Here is a 15,909-nt window from a genome sequence, read left to right as displayed (position 1 = left end):
AATCGGTGGGTTGAATGAGTGAAGCCATATTTGTATCAGTGCTGATACCTGCAAAAAATGAAGCGCAGAATTTACCGCTGCTGTTGAATGAAGTGCGTGCTGCGCTCGCCGGTGAGCATTACGAAGTGCTGGTGGTAAACGATGGCAGTACCGATGACACCCTGCGGGTGCTGAACCAGATCAAGGCGGGTGGCTATGAAACCCTCAGGGTGCTGCACCATGCGGTTTCACTCGGGCAAAGCACCTCTCTATGGCACGCGGCGCAGGCTGCACGGGGCGAGTGGCTGGCCACCCTCGATGGGGACGGTCAGAATGACCCCGCCGACCTCCCGGGCATGCTGGCGCTGATCCGCGCCGCCGGTGTAGCACAACCGGTAACACTGGTGGCTGGCCATCGGGTGAACCGCCGTGATACCGCCAGCAAGCGCTGGGCGTCCCGCTTCGCCAATGGCTTGCGGCGCCGGCTACTGAACGACGCAACCCCGGATACCGGTTGTGGGCTCAAGCTCATAAAGCGGGAGGCGTTTCTCCGGCTGCCTTACTTCGACCACATGCATCGGTTCATCCCTGCGTTGATCCGGCGTCACCACGGCCGGATGGTCGTGCACCCGGTGAACCATCGACACCGGCAGGCCGGCGTTTCCAACTACGGCAACCTTGATCGCGCTCTTGTGGGCATTCTCGACCTGTTCGGCGTGTGGTGGCTGGTCCGCCGTACGCGGCTCGATACCCAACCCCAGGAGCTGAACGGATGAACTTCACCCGCGAAACACTTTGGCTCACGGTAGGGTTTTTAGGCCAGGCCGTTTTCACTGGCCGTTTTGTCTTGCAGTGGCTTTACAGCGAATTCAAAAAACGCAGCGTGATACCTGTCGGGTTTTGGTACCTGAGCATGCTCGGGAGCGCACTGCTGCTGATCTACGCCATCTACCGGGAAGACCCGGTATTTATCATAGGCCAGGCATTCGGCTTTCTCGTGTACCTGCGTAACCTGCAACTGATCGCCAAAAACAAAGAGCTTAAGGAATAGCCCTTGCGCCATTTTCAATCGCCGATGGCGCAGTGCCTGGCGCTCGTCGCGCTCGCCGTATTGCTGGTAGGTGCAGGCTTTGGTCTGCGGCAACCTCTTAATGTGGACGAGGAGCGGTTTCTCGGTGTTGCGCTGGAAATGCTTCACAGTGGCAGCTGGCTGATTCCCCACCGGGCCGCTGAAATCTATGGCGACAAGCCACCGTTGTTCATGTGGACGGTTGCGTTCTTCACCTGGTTGACCGGGTCGGCGGTGCAGGCCCTGTATATCCCCGGGCTGTTGTCAGCCGCCACCGCAACGGCCGTGTTGTACGACCTGGGACGGCGCCTGTGGTGCCCGAAGGTCGGCCGGATCGCGGCGCTGCTGTTTCTGGCCAGCTATCAGACCTACAGCGTGCTGCGTACCGGGCAGATCGACAGTTACCTGTGCCTGTGGGTGGCTGTGGGCTTCTATGGGATGGTGCGCCATCTGCTGCTAGGGCCGGCATGGGGCTGGTTCTATCTAGCCTGCGTGGCGATGGGCCTGGGGATTATCAGCAAGGGCGTGGGCTTTCTACCGGCCTTGATGCTGGTGCCCTATGGCTATGCGGTGCGCAAGCGCTGGCCGGGTGTGCCGGCGATGCCGGGGGAAGGTCGCCGATGGGCCGCAGGTTTGCTCGCGCTGCTGGCGGGGTGCGCCATCTGGCTGGCGCCGCTGCTGCTTCATGTCTGGCTCCAGGGCGGCACGGAAGACGTTGCGTACCTCAAAGAGATTCTCCTTCACCAAACCGGTGGCCGTTATGCAGCAGCCTGGGATCACCGCGAGCCGTTCTGGTACTTCCTTACGGTAATACCGCAGTACTGGCTGCCGTTGGTGCTTGCCTTGCCTTGGCTGATCCCTGCGTGGCGCCAGCAGTTGCGCAAGCGCGATGCCCGGGCGCTACTGCTGCTAGGGTGGGTCGTGCTGGTGGTCCTGTTTTTCTGCCTGAGCACTGGCAAGCGCAAGCTTTATATTTTTCCCGCGCTGCCAGGCCTGGCACTGGCGGCCGCGCCGTTGGTCCCCTGGCTGCTCCGCCGGTGGTTCGCACAGCGTCCCAAATACCTGAGGGCCTTCAAGCTGGCGGCTTCGGCATGGTTTTGCCTGTGGTTTGCCCGGGGCTTCGCCGAGCCGATAATGGACGGCCCCAACCCCCACCAGCTACTGATGGTTCAAGCCGCTCGGCTGACCGGCGGGGCCGAGCTGGCATTGGTTGGCTGGCGCGAAGGGCATTGGCTGTATGCCCGTCAGCCGGTCGTTCATTTCGGCTTTGCCAACCCCTCTGCACTGGAGCAAACGGCGTTGTGGCTGCGCACGCACCCGGGTGCGTTTGCATTGATACCCGCCGCAGACCTGGACCGTTGTTTCAGTGCCGACAAGGCTCGCAAGCTTGGCTCGACCTCAAGGGCCGAGTGGCTGATCGTAGGGCCTGATGCAGACAACGGCCGCTGCCAGCCACAGCCACCCGCGCGGGTTTATCGCTATGAGTGGGGCGCCGACGCTTTGTAATACCTACCACCTAAATTGCCGTCACACACAGGGCGGGTACGTAAGGGGGCGAGCGATGCCATTGGATGGAACTTCGGTGGTCAAGGACCAGCGTATAAAAACTGCAGGGGTTTCACGGGGTAGGCGCAGGCGGGCAGGGGCAGCATTGGGGATTGCGATGGCGATTGCGCTGGCAGGCGGCTTTCTGTGGGCCGCCTCTTCGCGGTATTTCTGGCACCAACAGCTTTATGCCCATTGGCTCACCTACAGGGCGTCCGCCAGCACGGTGGATAGCACAATAGGGCTGTCTCGCTACTCCGTTGTTATCGACGGAAAAACCGTCGAGGCCAGCCTGCATAATTTGTCTGGCATCACTTATGACTATGATCACGATCGCTTGCTGGCAATCACCAACAATACTCCCATGGAGCTCCTGGTGCTGAGCAAAGCCGGTGATATCCGGGCACGGTACCCCTTGGTAGGGTTTGAAGACACCGAGGGGTTGGCCTACCTGGGCAACGGCCGGCTGGTGATCGTGGACGAAGAGCAACAGCAACTGGACGTCTTGAACATTCCGCAGGAGGTGCGCCCCATACACGTGGAAGAGGCGCAATACATTGCCGTGCAGATCAACGCGAGCCACAGCAACAAAGGTTTCGAGGGTGTGACCTATGATCCGGCCAACGACCGATTGTTTGCCATCAAAGAGCGCGACCCACGGGCCATGTACGAAGTGACCGGGTTGCTCAAGGCGCTCGACGCGCAGGGCGTACGCATCACCGTGCGTGACCTCACACCCTGGATATCCCGTAGCGTGTTTGCCCGGGACCTTTCGGATGGTTATTACGATCCTGCCAGTGGCCACTTGCTGGTGCTCAGTGACCAGTCCCGAAACATTACCGAGCTCGACGCTGATGGTCACTTCGTGAGCATTCGCTCATTACGTGCCGCATTCAGCGACCTGCACAAGGACGCGCCTCAACCGGAAGGGATCACCATGGATACCGCTGGCAACCTCTACATCGTCAGCGAGCCGAACCTGTTCTACGCGTTTCAGAAGCGGCAGTGAATGCCCCTCATGGTGCCTGGATGCCTATAAAACACCCGCTGCTCTCTATGCGCTGGGCAACTGTGGGCCTGGCCCTGCTTTTGCTGCTGTTGTTTTTCTGGGCTTTGGGCAGCTTGCCCTTCATGAGCGTAAACGAGGCACGGCGGGCCGTGGCCACGCGAGAGATGCACGATGCCGGTAGCTGGTTGATCCCTTATATGAACGGGCAGCCGTATCTGTCCAAGCCACCGCTGTTCTATTGGCTGGCACTGATAGTCGTCAAATGTACTGGAAGTTTATCCGAGTGGACCCTGCGCTTACCGTCGGCTTTGTTTGCCAGCTTGTGTTGCGCGCTTCTGTACTGGCAGGTGCGCAAAGCGGCCGGGCAGCGGCTTGCATTGTTCGCGGTATGCATACTGGCGACGAATGCCAGTTTCAGCCTGTTTGCGCGCCGTGCCGAAATCGAAATGGTACTCACAGGGCTCTGTCTCATGAGCATACTGTGCGCCTGGAAGTACATCTTCGCTCAGGGCCGAAGGCGGTGGGTCTGGTGCAGCTACGCCTTGCTCGGTAGCGCGCTACTGACTAAAGGGCCGGTATGCCTGTTATGGGTTACCGCACCCGTGCTCGTATACGCGTTACTGACAAAAGACACGCGCGCGTTCGGCTACCTGCGCAGTGGCCCGGGCTGGGCGGCCATGCTGGTGATCGGTAGTTCCTGGTACATCGCCGTCGGCGCTCAACAGGGGTGGGGTGTCTGGGGTGCGGTGGTGCAGGAAGACATCGTCAAAAAGATCGACGGCCAGGGTGCAGAGCCCTGGTATGCCTACCTGTTGTACTTGGCAGGCGACTTTTCCCCGTTCTGGCCGATCTTGCTGATACGCCCCCGGCGGTTATGGTTGCGGCTGCGCAACAACCCGGCGGGGTTAATGTTGCTGTGCCACGCCCTGTTCGCGCTCGCGCTGTTCTCGTGCTTCACCGAAAAGCATGCGAAGTACCTCTTGCCAGTCTACCCCGCCATCGCCGTGCTGTTGGCCTACCAGTGGGATCTGGTCTGGAGCACTACCAGTACACGCTGGGCAAAGCGAGCACTGGTACTTGTTCCAATCGTTACGCTGGTAGGTTATGTGATTTTCTACAGCACTGTAGAAGGCCGGGTGTTTGCTCACCGGGTTGCCGGGTTCCGGCAGATTGAAGCGCAAGCGCAGAAAAACCCGGGGGTGGCGGCCTATAGCCTTGAAACGGCGGACATGCGCCTTGTGTATTACATGGGGCGGCCCATCACAGTGCTAAGCGAGCAACAAGCGGTGCTGCCCCGCGAGGCTCCCGCACTCTTGTTTGTCCGCGGTGCCTTGCGCGGCCCGCTGCAAGCGTTGGCCCCTTGTAGCCTGGCCGCGATCAACCCCTACCTCAAACGCAACCGAAGCGCTGTTCTGGTTGGGCTTGGGTCGCTTTGCGGGCAGGCACCACGCCGGTAGCGGTCGGCAAACATTACATTTTTTTGTCACTGCGCCTGCTACTTTGAGGAGGCTACAACTGGCACGCCTTCCGGTAGCGACCTGGAAGGGCCTGAACTCGCCTTAAAGGAATAAGTATGTCTGCCTCACGCCCGGCGCCGGTGCGCTATCTCCTCTTGCTGACCTGCTGCTGGCTGGTCGTTTTCTCCCTCACCCGGTCAATCCTGCTGTTCTCGCACCTTACCGAAGCGGGTAGCGGTTCGGTGCTGAGCTACCTCGTGGGCTTTGCCTATGATGTGGCTTTTATCAGCTACGCGATGCTGCCGCTGGGTCTTTATCTCCTGGTGTGCCCGGCCAGGCTCTGGCGCTGGCGCCCCCATCGGTGGCTGCTGCGGAGCGTTTTTGCATTCAGCGTGTTTGTGATGCTGTTCGTTGCGGTCGCCGAATGGCTGTTCTGGGATGAATTTGGCGTTCGCTTCAATTTCATCGCCGTTGACTATCTTGTGTACTCCGACGAGGTATTGAACAACATCCTGGAGTCCTATCCTGTCGGGACGTTGTTGTCAGTACTGGCCGTGCTCGCCATGGCGATAAGCCTGCTGCTGCGCCGGCCGCTCGCAGAAGCCATGGGCGCCCCAATCGGTGAAGCCAGACTGCGCATGGTGTGGTTCGTGTTGCTGTGCGTAGTAGCGGGGCTCAGCGCCCTGCTTGCCGATCAACAATGGCCCCGCGGGCAGAACGGCAACGCTTACCAGCGCGAGCTGTCAAGCAACGGGCCGTACCAGTTCTTCGCCGCGTTTCGAAATAACGAACTGGATTATGAGCAGTTTTATTCCACGGTTGATGCGCAACGGGCCGGGACACTGATCCGCTCCGAGCTGGCCGAAACCCCGGACATTTTCGCAGGGGACGACCCGGAGGATATTCGTCGCAAAGTAACAGGCACGCGGGCGCTGCGTACCCCCAATATCGTACTGGTTACTATCGAAAGCCTGAGCGCAAAGTATCTTGGTAGCAACGGAGGGCCGGGTAACCTCACTCCTAACCTCGATGATTTGCGCAAGCAAAGCCTGTACTTCAGCAACTTCTACGCAACCGGCACCCGCACAGATCGCGGGCTTGAAGCGATTACCCTCTCCATGCCGCCTACGCCTGGGCGGTCCATCGTGAAGCGGGTGGGTCGGGAGAGCGGCTTTGCCAGCCTGGGCCAGCAACTGCGGGGTTTAGGCTATGACCCCGTATTCCTCTACGGTGGCCGTGGCTATTTCGACAATATGAATGCCTTCTTCAGTGGAAATGGCTATCGCATAGTTGATCAAAGCAGTGTGGCGGAGGAAGAAATAACCTTCAAAAATGCCTGGGGCATGGCAGACGAGGACCTCTACAGCCAAGCGCTTAAAGTGGCCGACGCCAGTTTCTCGAACCAGACCCCATTCCTGTTGCAGTTGATGACAACTTCCAACCACAGGCCCTATACCTACCCGGATGGCCGAATCGACATCCCCTCCGGCAAGGGGCGCGACGGCGCGGTAAAATATACGGACTACGCCATAGGGAAGTTTCTGGAAGAAGCCCGTAAAAAGCCATGGTTCGACAGTACGCTGTTCATATTTGTCGCTGACCATACGGCCGGCAGCGCGGGGAAGGAAGACCTTCCGGTAAGCAATTACCATATTCCCCTGTTCATGTATGGGCCAAAGTTGATCAAGCCAGGAGAGTACGCAGGGCTGGCCAGCCAGATCGACATTGCGCCCACTGTATTGGGGCTATTGAACGCAAGCTATACGTCAACATTCTTTGGGCGGGATATGTTTGCCCAAGCAAACCTGGCGCCTCGCGTACTGTTGGGTAATTATCAGCATCTGGGCCTGTTTGATGGCCAGGATCTGGCCATTCTCAGCCCTCGTGGCGAGCTGCGCCGGCATATCCAGGCCCTTGGCGAGAGCCAGGAGGTCACCGCCTCGGTGGACGACCCGCTTATTGCAAGAGCCATCGCCTATTACCAGACCGCAAGCCATGACTTCAAACAGCAGCTTCTGGACTGGGAAACGCCTCCAGACTCTGAAGCCGCAGTGCTACCGGCGAATAAGCAGTAGCATTCCCTGGTATCAAATCGGCAGGGTTCGGTTCAAATGAGCCGTTCGTTGCCGGTTCGATACGGCAGCTAGGCGGCGCGCAAAAGCGCTGGATGCTGACATCGTTCGGTTATATGCCTTTACAAGGGGGTGCCATATGGTGTGGCTAGCAATCAGGGCGCGGTCCATCAGCGCGTATTGGGGTGCGGCATGTATTGTTCTTGTCGCGTTGGCAACGCATGCGGGTGCGCAGGCTACGCCATCGTCCGAGGAGGAAATACACAAGTTGTTGGCCTTCGTCGAATACAGCGAATGCCAGTTTGTTCGTAATGGAAAGGAGTTCCGCGGCCCTGAGGCTCGGGCACATCTGGAGAAAAAGCTGGATTATCTTGAAGAGAAACACCTGATTGGCAGTGCCGAGGACTTTATTGATCTTGCGGCTACCAAAAGCAATGCAAGCGGCCTTCCTTATGAGGTCCGCTGCGCCGACGGCTCGCACCGGGCGAACGTGTGGCTCAGGGAAGCACTTGAACGGCTACGCCAGGCGCATTGACTTCGGCCGCGCCGCGCGGGAGCAAGGACGAGCGTGCGACCGGCCATGGTTTCCAAAAAGGGAAAGTGCGGCATATCGATATGATAACGAACGCTGTCAAATTCAGGCCGACCACCCCTAGGCATCCAGCACCAGGCGCTCACCGCGGCACCCGGATACGCACGGGGCTATCCATTCACCACTTGCCCGTTGCGCGGGCGTCAGGCAGTCATCCCTGTGGTCCGCTTCGCCTTCGATCACCCGCGTTACGCAAGCCCCGCAGATGCCCATCCCGCACGACAACGGCAGCAGGGTTCCAGCCCGGGCGGCGGCGTTCGCCAGGCTTTCACCTGGCTGGACCGACACCCGAGTGCCGCTACGGGCCAGTACCAGCTCACAGTTATCCTCCAGGGTAACCGCAGTACCGGGTTGGGCAGCCGGCTGGAAATGCTCGCGGTGCAGCGCATCCTCTGGCCAGCCGAGTTCAACGGCAGTGGTTTGCACACGGTCCATGAACCCCGCCGGCCCGCAGGTATACAGCGTGCTCCCGGCTTGCCAGGTTCCCAGCTGGAGCGGTAGGAGCTCGGCGATCCGGGCGGCAGCCAGCCCGCCATGCCACTGCACGTCGCCCGCCAGATCTTCCAGCAGGCGAGGGGCCCGGGGCGCGCGAGAAAAACCCAGTAGCCGTACTGGCCGACCCTCCGCCAGGCATTGGCGGTACATGGCCAGCAAGGGTGTAAGGCCAATGCCGGCGGCTATCAGCACTACCGGGCCGTTGCCGCTGGTGAGCTTGAACAGGTTACGGGGCGGGCCCACGTCCAGCAGGGTGTCGATCCGCAGCTGTTCGTGCAGCCATTGTGAGCCGCCGCGCGACTGCGCTTCGCGCTTCACAGCAATCAGCATCCGCCCGTCGGTTGGCAGGCCCGCCAGCGAATATTGGCGGACCAGCCCGCCGGGCAGGCGCAGGTCTACGTGGGCACCGGCCTCCCAGGTGGTAGCCAAGGGTTGCCCGTCTGCGGGGCTGAGCTCCAGGCCCAGGATGCCGGGCTGTTCCAGGCGCAGCCCGGTGACTCGCATGGCGTTCCAAGTCATGACCGTACCCCCGCCGCACGTTGCAACCGGTGAACGGCCTGGCGCGCTTGCTCGCCCAGTTCTGCCAGGTCCAGGCCAGGGATCCGGTCGTTCTCGACCCTCAATTCCCCGCCTGCCAGCAATGCCCGTAGCGTAGGCCTGCCGCCACCGACCACGGGGCCGATAGCCGGGTCGTGCAGGCCGAAATAGCGCGGCTCATCCAGGCGATAGATGGCAAGGTCCGCCGCCATGCCAACCGCCAGGCTGCCCACTTTTTCCAGCCCAAGCACACCCGCGCCGCCGGCCGTGCCCCAGCGCACCACGTCCTCGACGGTTGCCGCGTGCGCACCGCCTTCCTGTTGGCCACCGGCCCAAGCTGGCAGGGCGCGTTCGCCTGCCTTCGCCCGTTGCAGCAGCCAGGCGGCGTGGGTTTCACTGATCATGTCGCATGCCTCGTTGGAGGCCGCGCCATCAACCCCGATCGACACCTGCACGCCAGCGGCTTCGAGCGCCACTACGTCGGCAATGCCGCTGCCGAGCCGGCCATTGCTTTGCGGGCAATGGGCGATGCCGGTACGGGTTTGCCCTAGCAGCTGGATTTCCTCGGGCGCCAGCTTCACCAGGTGGGCAAACCACACATCGTCGCCAAGCCACTCATGCTCGGCGCAGAAGGCCACCGGCGACATGCCCCAGCGGCGCTGGGTTTCATTGGCGTATTCCACGGTTTCGCTGAGGTGGCTATGCAGCCGGACGCCCAGCCCCCGAGCCGCGCGGGCCGCTTCACGCAGGTGCTCCGGCGGCATCGAATAGGGTGGGCTGGTTGGGGCCATCACGATCCGCCGCCAGCTGTCGGCCGCCGGGTCATGGTAGCGCTGTACCAGCCGCTCAACGTCCTGCAGGTACTGGTCCAGCGTTTCCGCGCCCGCCCCGGTCACCGCCCCTTCGGCCTGCCGCGCCTGGGTAGCACCCCCACGGCACAGCACAAAGCGCAAACCCAGCCGCTCGGCCTCTTCGAACAGCACTGCCGCGCTGTCGAAGCCCATGCCGGGCAGGTAAAGGTAGTGATGGTCGGCTACCGTGACGCACCCGGAGCGCGCCAGCTCTACCAGGCCGATCCGGGCGGCGAGGCGAAAGCTGCCCTCGTCGAACAACCCGCGGTACCGGTAGGGTACAGCGGCCAGCCAGGCCCCCAGGCTGTGGTCGATGCCTTCGGGTATGCCTTTGAGCAGCGACTGGAACAGATGATGGTGAGTGTTTACCCACGCCGGGTAGATCACGCAGCCGCTGGCATCCAGCACGCGTTCACCGGGCATCGGGGAAAGGGCGCCAATTGCGCTGATGGTGCCTGCCGTGATGCGAATATCCGGGCCCGTATGCCGCGCCGCCGAGCCCTTCAGGCCGGTCAGAATTGCGTTGGCATTGCGCACCAGCCAGCTGTTGTTTTGAGTCATTTGGGTCGCGCCTCTCATTACAGTTCGCTCTCGTGCCAGTGCCGCAGGCTGAGCCTTGCCAGCAGCGCCATCAGGCTGAACAGTGCCACGCCAGTCAGGGCGATCAGCACAAGGGCTGCGAACAACCGGGGGATATTGAGTTGAAAACCTGCTTGCAGGATCTGGTAAGCCAGCCCCGCACCCGTGCCGCCGGTGCCGGCAACGAATTCGGCCACCACCGCGCCGATCAAGGCCAGCCCGCTGGCAATACGTAAACCGGCAAAAAAGCACGGCAGGGCGCTGGGAATGCGCAGCCGCAGCAGGGTTTGCCAGCGGCTGGCGCCGTTGAGCCGGAACAGGTTGAGCAGGCCAGGGCTGACGCTGCGCAGCCCCAGCACGGTATTGGCGATCACCGGGAAGATCGCCACCAGGGTGGCGCAAATCACCAGCGCCAGCGTGGTGTTGCTGCACCAGATGATGATCAGCGGCGCAATGGCGACCACAGGGGTTACCTGCAGCAGGATTGCGTAGGGGAACAGGCTGGCTTCGATCAACCGGCTTTGCACGAACACAAACGCGGCCAGGGTGCCGATGAGCACCGCCAGCGCAAAGGCCAGGCAGGTGATTTTGACCGTGACCCAGAGCGCGCCCGCCAGCATGGGCCCATCGGTGATCAGCGTGCGCAGGATATCCAGCGGCGCGGGCACCAGATACACCGGGACATGCCAGGCGATGCACACCAATTGCCACACGCCGAGCAACAGGGCACCGACGATCATGGGCGAAACGATGCCCAGCAGGCGCGGCCGCGCAAGCCAGGGAGTAGGGGATGCAGACATGGAAAGCCTCCTGGCGGGATCAATGATGGCCGTGGTTGGCTTCAACCAGCAGCCGGGAAAGGTGCGCGCATTGCGCGATAAACCCTGGCGATGCTCGAAAGGCCTCGTCACGCAGCGCGGGCCCGTCGATGGTCACGTCGGCGATCACCCGCCCCGGCCGCGCGCCCATCACCAGCACACGGGACGACAGGAACACAGCCTCATAGATGCTGTGCGTAACGAACACCACGGTGAGGTCTTGCCGGGCATAAAGGTCGCGCAAGTCACTGTCGAGCTTGTTGCGGGTGAATTCGTCGAGGGCGCCGAAGGGCTCGTCCATCAGCAGCAGGTTCGGCGTTGTAGCCAGCGCGCGGGCGATGGACGCACGCATCTGCATGCCGCCGGACAGCTCGCGGGGGTAGGCCGCGCCAAACCGGCCAAGGCCCACCAGCTCCAGCGCTGCGGCCACCTTGGCCTCGCTGTCGCGCCTTGGTACGCCCGCCAGGTCCAGCGGCAGGCGCACGTTATCGCGCACCCGCGCCCAGGGCATCAGGGTGGCTTCCTGGAACACCATGCCCAGGCTCTGGCCGGCCTCGCCGTCGCCCGGCGCGGCCTTGCCCCACCAACGCACGTGCCCGGCGGACGGCTGCTCAAGCCCGGCGAACATCTTCAGCAGGGTGCTTTTGCCGCAGCCGGAGGGGCCCAGCAGCGACACGAACTCCCCTTGCTGGATCAACAACTTCACCCGCTGCAGCGCCTGGGTGCCGTTGGGGTAGGTTTTCTCGACCTGATTGGCGAACAAGGGTGTGTTCGGGCCGGGCTGGTCAGGCACGGGCACGGCGGGCATCGCAAGGCTATGCAGCATCATAAGGGGCACCCCGGGGTCAGGAACGCAGGAACACTTCATGTTCGCCGTGGGCCTCGAGCAGGCCCAACAGTTGCCGGCGGATCATCAGGCCGGGTTTGTCGGACGGCATGTGCATCTCCACCTGGCGGCGGGTATCGACACAGGCGTCGTAGTCCGTGGCTTCGAGGATGTCGCGGTCTTCGGCGGTGATGGCCGCGTCCCAGTCGATCAGTTCCTGGGTGCCGCACTGTTCTTCGCTGTCGTTGCGGTACAGCCACTGCACCAGCATCAGGCGACCGTCGTCGATGGGCGTGGCGCAGTTGTAGATGATGTGATGGATGCCACTGTCCGGGTACATGCAGCCAAAGCGGCGCGAGAACGGCAGGTAATAGCGGTTGACCAGGTGACGCCGGGTGATGGGCTGCTGGCTGCCGGTGATGCGGTAGCTCGCTTCCGGGTTACGGATGGGCACCAGGGTTTCAGCCTCGAAACCGTAGTCGGTTTCGCGGAATTCGTAGGTGGCAGGTTCGGGTTGATCGAACAGGCCGAAGTTGGCTTTGTGCACGAAGGAGAAGTGCGAGTTGTCGAACGAGTTCTCCATCACCCGCAGCGGGCTGGTGTTCCATTGTTCATAGAACTGGAAAATCCGCCGGTAGCCAGGTGCGCCGTCTTCGGGGAAGTCCGGGATGTCGCGTAACGGGTCGTCCAGGGCCACCCAGGCGTAGCCGTATTTTTCCTGGCAATGGAACGCCTGCACGCTGGCCCCGCGGGGGATGGCGCCGCTTGGGTTTTGCGGAATCTTCACGCAGGTTCCGCTGCAATCGTATTCCCAGCCGTGGTAGCCGCAGGCGATGTTGCCGTCTTCGCTCACAAAGCCTTTGGAAAGTTTCGCGGTGCGGTGGCAGCAGCGGTCGCGCATGGCCACCGGCTCGCCAGTGGGGCGCTTCCACAGCACCAGCGGTTCGCCGAGCAAGGTAAATGGCTGAGGGCCGTTGTCCAGGGCGGTCATGGGTAGCAGTGCGTACCAGAAACGGCGCAATACAGGTTGTTGGGTTACCAGCATGGGGTGTACTCCAGAAAAATCAGTGGCTAGCGGCAAGGTCGGCGGGGTCGGGCAGCACGTTCAGGGCTTTCACGAATTGCGTGCTGTAGGCGCTTTGCCAAGGCGCTGCGGCGCCGAGCAGCCCGGCCTGCACCATGAAATCGCGGGTGGCCTGCCAGCGGCCGTCGGTCATCACGCCAATGCCTTGCGTGGTGGCGTCGCCGCCGGTCACCAGGCGGTATTTGCGCAAGGTGCTCACGCCCCAGGCCAATAGCTCATCGCTCATGTTGGGGTTGTCTTGCTGGATCAGCGCGTTGCCGCGGGCGGGGTCGTTCAGGTAGTGCTTCCAGCCCTCCATGCTGGCCCGCACGAAGCCGGCTACCCGCTCCGGGTGTTGTTCGATAACGTCCCGGCGGGTGACCACCGTGGAGCCGTAGGGCGGGTAGCCGTCGTCGGCGAAGAGGTAGAAGTTGGGCTTCTGGCCGGCCTTCATCGCCTGGAACAGCTCCGAGCTGGCGTACGCCTGTTGCGTGGCGTCGGGGTTGGCCAGGAAGGGTTGCAGGTTGAAGGTATAGGGCCGCGCCTGAGCATCATCCAGGCCGTATTTCTGCTTGAGCCATGGCCACCAGGTTTGCTGCCCCGAGGTGGACACCAGCACGCTTTTGCCCTTGAGCGACTTCAGACCATCGACGTTTTCGTGAGTGAGCAACCCCTGGGGGTCGCCCTGGAACGCGGCCGCCACCGCCACCACCGGCAGGCCTTGCTCAACGCTTTTGAGCACCTGAAGGTCATAGTTGAGGATGAAATCCGCTTGGCCGCTCACCAGCAGTTGCATGCCATTGACCTGCGGCCCACCCATGCGGATGGTCACCTCCAGGCCTTCCTTGGCGTAAAGCCCTTCGGCGAGCGCCTGGTAAAAACCACCGTGTTCGGCCTGCGCGTACCAGGACGTCAGCAGTACGACTTTTTCGCCGGCATACGCCAGTGGCCCCGTCAGGCCGGCAAGCACGCCAGCGCCCAGCAGGTTGAAGGCAGCAAACCGTTTATTCATGGCCATCGTCTCCGCATCCCTTTCCGAGTGGCCGGCGGGAGCAGAACGAAGGCAAGAAGAGGGGAGCAGGGCACAGCGGTGCCTGGGGCTATCGTCTCTCTTGCCATGGCCAGGGCTGGCCACGTTCAAGCATCCACACCGGATGTACGGCGCCATGCGCCGCAAGAGCAATGCCCTGCGTGGAAAGAGCCCACGCTGACCGCTTCTACTCAAAAGGGGTTTTAGCCAAAAGCGTGCCACATCGCCAAACCCGGCAGGTGCGGGGTTATCTCTTCCAAGTGGCAGGCTGCATGGGCAGTAATGGTGCGAGCGCCATATCCAAACGATTGAGAATGGTGCGCGGGAGGGCTGCGCCGTTGTACCGATCTTTGCCCAGGATCGTATCCAGGCCCGCTTCGCTCGGTTGGCACGCTGGCTGCTATAGCACCGCTTGAGTAGAAGCGGTCAGTGGGGCTCGGTATTTGATCAGCCCACCACGGGACATTGCTCTGCGGCCTGTGCCGCACACCCGGCAAGGGTGCCTGGCGCGGTAGGCCAGGGAGCTGCTTCTATTTGCCCAGGTATCCCCTTGCCGATGCCCGTTGGCCGCTCATGAAGGCGGCCGGCACCGTTGCTTGAGGGATCATCCATGACCTGTACCTTCGCTGCGCCCGCTTCGCGCTCTGCCGCCCTTCGCCTGTCGCTGCCACTGCTGGCGTTTGCCTTGTTCGGCGAGGCCAGCCAGGCCAGCTCGTTGATCTGGCAAGACAACAGCCTCAGCTACCTGTACGGCCATAACTACAAGGTGGACGGCACCGGCAACGACATCGAGAACACCATCACCTTCGAGCACGCCAGCGGCTGGAGCTGGGGCGACATGTTCCTGTTCGTGGACAACAAGTGGTCCGCCGGCCTGCACGGCAATGCCGGCCACAGCTATTACGGGGAATTTTCCCCGCGGCTGTCGTTGGGCAAGGTCAGTGGGCACAGCATGGCGTGGGGGCCGATCACCGATGTGTTGGTGGCCGCCACCTACGAGCGCGGCGAAGGCACCAGCCGCCGATACCTGCTGGGCCCAGGCTTCGATCTGAAAATCCCCGGCTTCGACTGGGTGCAGCTCAATACTTACTACCGCCGGCCAGACGGTATTTCCGGCAAGGCGTCCGGGCAGTGGCAAATCAACCCGGTATGGTCGATGACCTTCCCCTTCGGCGCCTCAGACATCCGCTTTGACGGCTATGCCGAGTGGTACGTCAATGACGTGGGCAACAAGGGCTCGTCCAATTACGTTGCCAGCAGCTTCCACTTCAACCCGCAACTCAAGTACGACCTTGGCAAGGCGTTGAAGGTGGGGCCGCGGCAACTTTATGTGGGGATCGAGTATGACTACTGGTCAGACAAATACGGTATCGAGGACAGCCATGGGTTTCCCACCGACCAGAACACTGCGAGCCTGTTGGTGAAAGCGCACTTCTAACGAGTGGGCATGCCGTACAAACCTCCTCGTGCCTGCTACCAGCGCCCAGGGTTTCATAAGCTGTCTCGCCTTGATGGCTTGATGGCCTGGGCGCTTGTCGCCTTCGGGCTTCGCTTACTCCGCCAAGCCTTCGACAATGTACGAATCGGTATGCCCGGAACGTTGCCGGAATGGGCGAATCCTGGCGTATTCGGGGGAGCTGTACCAGGCCCGTGCTTGTTCGAGGCTGTCGAACTTGATGATGATCAGGCGGTGCGAGGGCGGATTTCCCTCAAGCCGGTTCAGTTGGCCCGCTCGCACGACATAGCGGCCACTGTAAGGCTTGAACGTCGCATCCACCTGCTCCCGGTAAGGTTTGATTGCCTCAGGGTCCTTGAGATCAAAGTCCGCCACATAGTAGGCCGGTACTTTTTCCGCCTGGCTGGCAACCGCCAGGCTTTGCGCTTGCGCGACAGGCGCCATCAAGCTCCCCGCCACAGCGGCCAGCACTGTGAGGCGAAGCGTGTGTTTGAGCTTCATCTTTATCGTTCCCATGCGCGGAAAAAAGGA

At 61.8% G+C, this 15,909-nt stretch carries 15 protein-coding genes; 8 read left to right on the top strand and 7 right to left on the bottom strand.

The window, feature by feature from the left end; all coding sequences use genetic code 11:
* Positions 1 to 14: 14 nt before the first annotated feature.
* The 7 genes from G7016_RS13525 to G7016_RS13495 all read left to right on the top strand — a co-directional run bounded on the left by G7016_RS13525 (position 15) and on the right by G7016_RS13495 (position 7,666).
* Positions 15 to 755 carry a glycosyltransferase family 2 protein gene (locus G7016_RS13525; protein ID WP_181115003.1) on the top strand — a complete coding sequence of 247 codons (741 nt, stop codon included), beginning with the start codon at positions 15 to 17 and terminating at the stop codon, positions 753 to 755.
* The gene (locus G7016_RS13520) at positions 752 to 1,030 is read left to right on the top strand and encodes a lipid-A-disaccharide synthase N-terminal domain-containing protein (RefSeq protein ID WP_181115000.1); all 279 of its coding nucleotides are present in this window, start codon (positions 752 to 754) and stop codon (positions 1,028 to 1,030) included. The genes G7016_RS13525 and G7016_RS13520 overlap by 4 nt, the downstream gene beginning before the upstream one ends.
* A gap of 3 nt (positions 1,031 to 1,033) precedes the next feature.
* On the top strand, positions 1,034 to 2,554 hold the full coding sequence (locus G7016_RS13515) for an ArnT family glycosyltransferase (RefSeq protein WP_375139694.1): 1,521 nt from the start codon (positions 1,034 to 1,036) through the stop codon (positions 2,552 to 2,554).
* Between the two features lie 157 nt (positions 2,555 to 2,711).
* Complete coding sequence (locus tag G7016_RS13510; RefSeq protein WP_181114998.1) at positions 2,712 to 3,602, top strand: SdiA-regulated domain-containing protein; 891 nt, start codon at positions 2,712 to 2,714, stop codon at positions 3,600 to 3,602.
* A gap of 20 nt (positions 3,603 to 3,622) precedes the next feature.
* Complete coding sequence (locus tag G7016_RS13505; protein ID WP_181114996.1) at positions 3,623 to 5,059, top strand: ArnT family glycosyltransferase; 1,437 nt, start codon at positions 3,623 to 3,625, stop codon at positions 5,057 to 5,059.
* 116 nt (positions 5,060 to 5,175) lie between these two features.
* Positions 5,176 to 7,134, top strand: a complete 1,959-nt coding sequence (locus G7016_RS13500; protein WP_181114994.1) for an LTA synthase family protein — start codon at positions 5,176 to 5,178, stop codon at positions 7,132 to 7,134.
* Positions 7,135 to 7,270: 136 nt separating this feature from the next.
* Positions 7,271 to 7,666 (top strand): DUF5329 family protein, encoded by a 396-nt coding sequence (locus G7016_RS13495; RefSeq protein WP_181114991.1) that lies wholly within the window; start codon positions 7,271 to 7,273, stop codon positions 7,664 to 7,666.
* 117 nt (positions 7,667 to 7,783) lie between these two features.
* On the opposite strand, the gene G7016_RS13490 is transcribed toward G7016_RS13495, so the two are convergent.
* From G7016_RS13490 to G7016_RS13465, 6 genes are all read right to left on the bottom strand, one after another.
* Positions 7,784 to 8,737: a PDR/VanB family oxidoreductase gene (locus G7016_RS13490; protein ID WP_181114989.1), complete on the bottom strand. Its 954-nt coding sequence runs from the start codon at positions 8,735 to 8,737 to the stop codon at positions 7,784 to 7,786.
* Positions 8,734 to 10,167: an amidohydrolase family protein gene (locus G7016_RS13485; RefSeq protein WP_181114987.1), complete on the bottom strand. Its 1,434-nt coding sequence runs from the start codon at positions 10,165 to 10,167 to the stop codon at positions 8,734 to 8,736. The genes G7016_RS13490 and G7016_RS13485 overlap by 4 nt, the downstream gene beginning before the upstream one ends.
* Before the next feature lie 17 nt (positions 10,168 to 10,184).
* Positions 10,185 to 10,910 (bottom strand): ABC transporter permease, encoded by a 726-nt coding sequence (locus G7016_RS13480; RefSeq protein WP_181115218.1) that lies wholly within the window; start codon positions 10,908 to 10,910, stop codon positions 10,185 to 10,187.
* A gap of 94 nt (positions 10,911 to 11,004) precedes the next feature.
* Entirely contained in the window at positions 11,005 to 11,832 is an 828-nt protein-coding gene (locus tag G7016_RS13475; RefSeq protein ID WP_181114985.1) for an ABC transporter ATP-binding protein, read from the bottom strand.
* A gap of 16 nt (positions 11,833 to 11,848) precedes the next feature.
* A complete protein-coding gene (locus G7016_RS13470; protein WP_181114983.1) occupies positions 11,849 to 12,874 on the bottom strand; it encodes an aromatic ring-hydroxylating dioxygenase subunit alpha in 1,026 nt (341 codons plus the stop codon).
* Between the two features lie 19 nt (positions 12,875 to 12,893).
* Complete coding sequence (locus tag G7016_RS13465) at positions 12,894 to 13,904, bottom strand: ABC transporter substrate-binding protein (protein ID WP_258195178.1); 1,011 nt, start codon at positions 13,902 to 13,904, stop codon at positions 12,894 to 12,896.
* 628 nt (positions 13,905 to 14,532) lie between these two features.
* On the opposite strand from G7016_RS13465, the gene G7016_RS13460 reads away from it, so the two are divergent.
* Positions 14,533 to 15,360 carry an outer membrane protein OmpK gene (locus G7016_RS13460; RefSeq protein ID WP_181114979.1) on the top strand — a complete coding sequence of 276 codons (828 nt, stop codon included), beginning with the start codon at positions 14,533 to 14,535 and terminating at the stop codon, positions 15,358 to 15,360.
* 114 nt (positions 15,361 to 15,474) lie between these two features.
* Here G7016_RS13460 and G7016_RS13455 read toward each other — a convergent pair whose 3' ends face one another.
* Positions 15,475 to 15,879 carry a DUF1330 domain-containing protein gene (locus G7016_RS13455; RefSeq protein ID WP_219856277.1) on the bottom strand — a complete coding sequence of 135 codons (405 nt, stop codon included), beginning with the start codon at positions 15,877 to 15,879 and terminating at the stop codon, positions 15,475 to 15,477.
* Positions 15,880 to 15,909 lie beyond the last annotated feature (30 nt).

Origin of the sequence: Pseudomonas japonica (assembly GCF_013522925.1) — a bacterium.
Classification (GTDB): domain Bacteria; phylum Pseudomonadota; class Gammaproteobacteria; order Pseudomonadales; family Pseudomonadaceae; genus Aquipseudomonas; species Aquipseudomonas japonica_A.
This window is presented reverse-complemented; position numbering and strand designations above follow the sequence as displayed.

What these genes read in the sequence shown, in the direction of transcription:
- G7016_RS13485 (WP_181114987.1), bottom strand. Translation starts at nt 10,167, where the DNA reads ATGACTCAAAACAACAGCTGGCTGGTGCGCAATGCCAACGCAATTCTG.
- G7016_RS13510 (WP_181114998.1), top strand. Translation starts at nt 2,712, where the DNA reads ATGGCGATTGCGCTGGCAGGCGGCTTTCTGTGGGCCGCCTCTTCGCGG.
- G7016_RS13505 (WP_181114996.1), top strand. Translation starts at nt 3,623, where the DNA reads ATGCCTATAAAACACCCGCTGCTCTCTATGCGCTGGGCAACTGTGGGC.
- G7016_RS13465 (WP_258195178.1), bottom strand. Translation starts at nt 13,904, where the DNA reads ATGAATAAACGGTTTGCTGCCTTCAACCTGCTGGGCGCTGGCGTGCTT.
- G7016_RS13455 (WP_219856277.1), bottom strand. Translation starts at nt 15,879, where the DNA reads ATGAAGCTCAAACACACGCTTCGCCTCACAGTGCTGGCCGCTGTGGCG.
- G7016_RS13475 (WP_181114985.1), bottom strand. Translation starts at nt 11,832, where the DNA reads ATGATGCTGCATAGCCTTGCGATGCCCGCCGTGCCCGTGCCTGACCAG.
- G7016_RS13490 (WP_181114989.1), bottom strand. Translation starts at nt 8,737, where the DNA reads ATGACTTGGAACGCCATGCGAGTCACCGGGCTGCGCCTGGAACAGCCC.
- G7016_RS13520 (WP_181115000.1), top strand. Translation starts at nt 752, where the DNA reads ATGAACTTCACCCGCGAAACACTTTGGCTCACGGTAGGGTTTTTAGGC.
- G7016_RS13495 (WP_181114991.1), top strand. Translation starts at nt 7,271, where the DNA reads ATGGTGTGGCTAGCAATCAGGGCGCGGTCCATCAGCGCGTATTGGGGT.
- G7016_RS13500 (WP_181114994.1), top strand. Translation starts at nt 5,176, where the DNA reads ATGTCTGCCTCACGCCCGGCGCCGGTGCGCTATCTCCTCTTGCTGACC.
- G7016_RS13470 (WP_181114983.1), bottom strand. Translation starts at nt 12,874, where the DNA reads ATGCTGGTAACCCAACAACCTGTATTGCGCCGTTTCTGGTACGCACTG.
- G7016_RS13525 (WP_181115003.1), top strand. Translation starts at nt 15, where the DNA reads ATGAGTGAAGCCATATTTGTATCAGTGCTGATACCTGCAAAAAATGAA.
- G7016_RS13460 (WP_181114979.1), top strand. Translation starts at nt 14,533, where the DNA reads ATGACCTGTACCTTCGCTGCGCCCGCTTCGCGCTCTGCCGCCCTTCGC.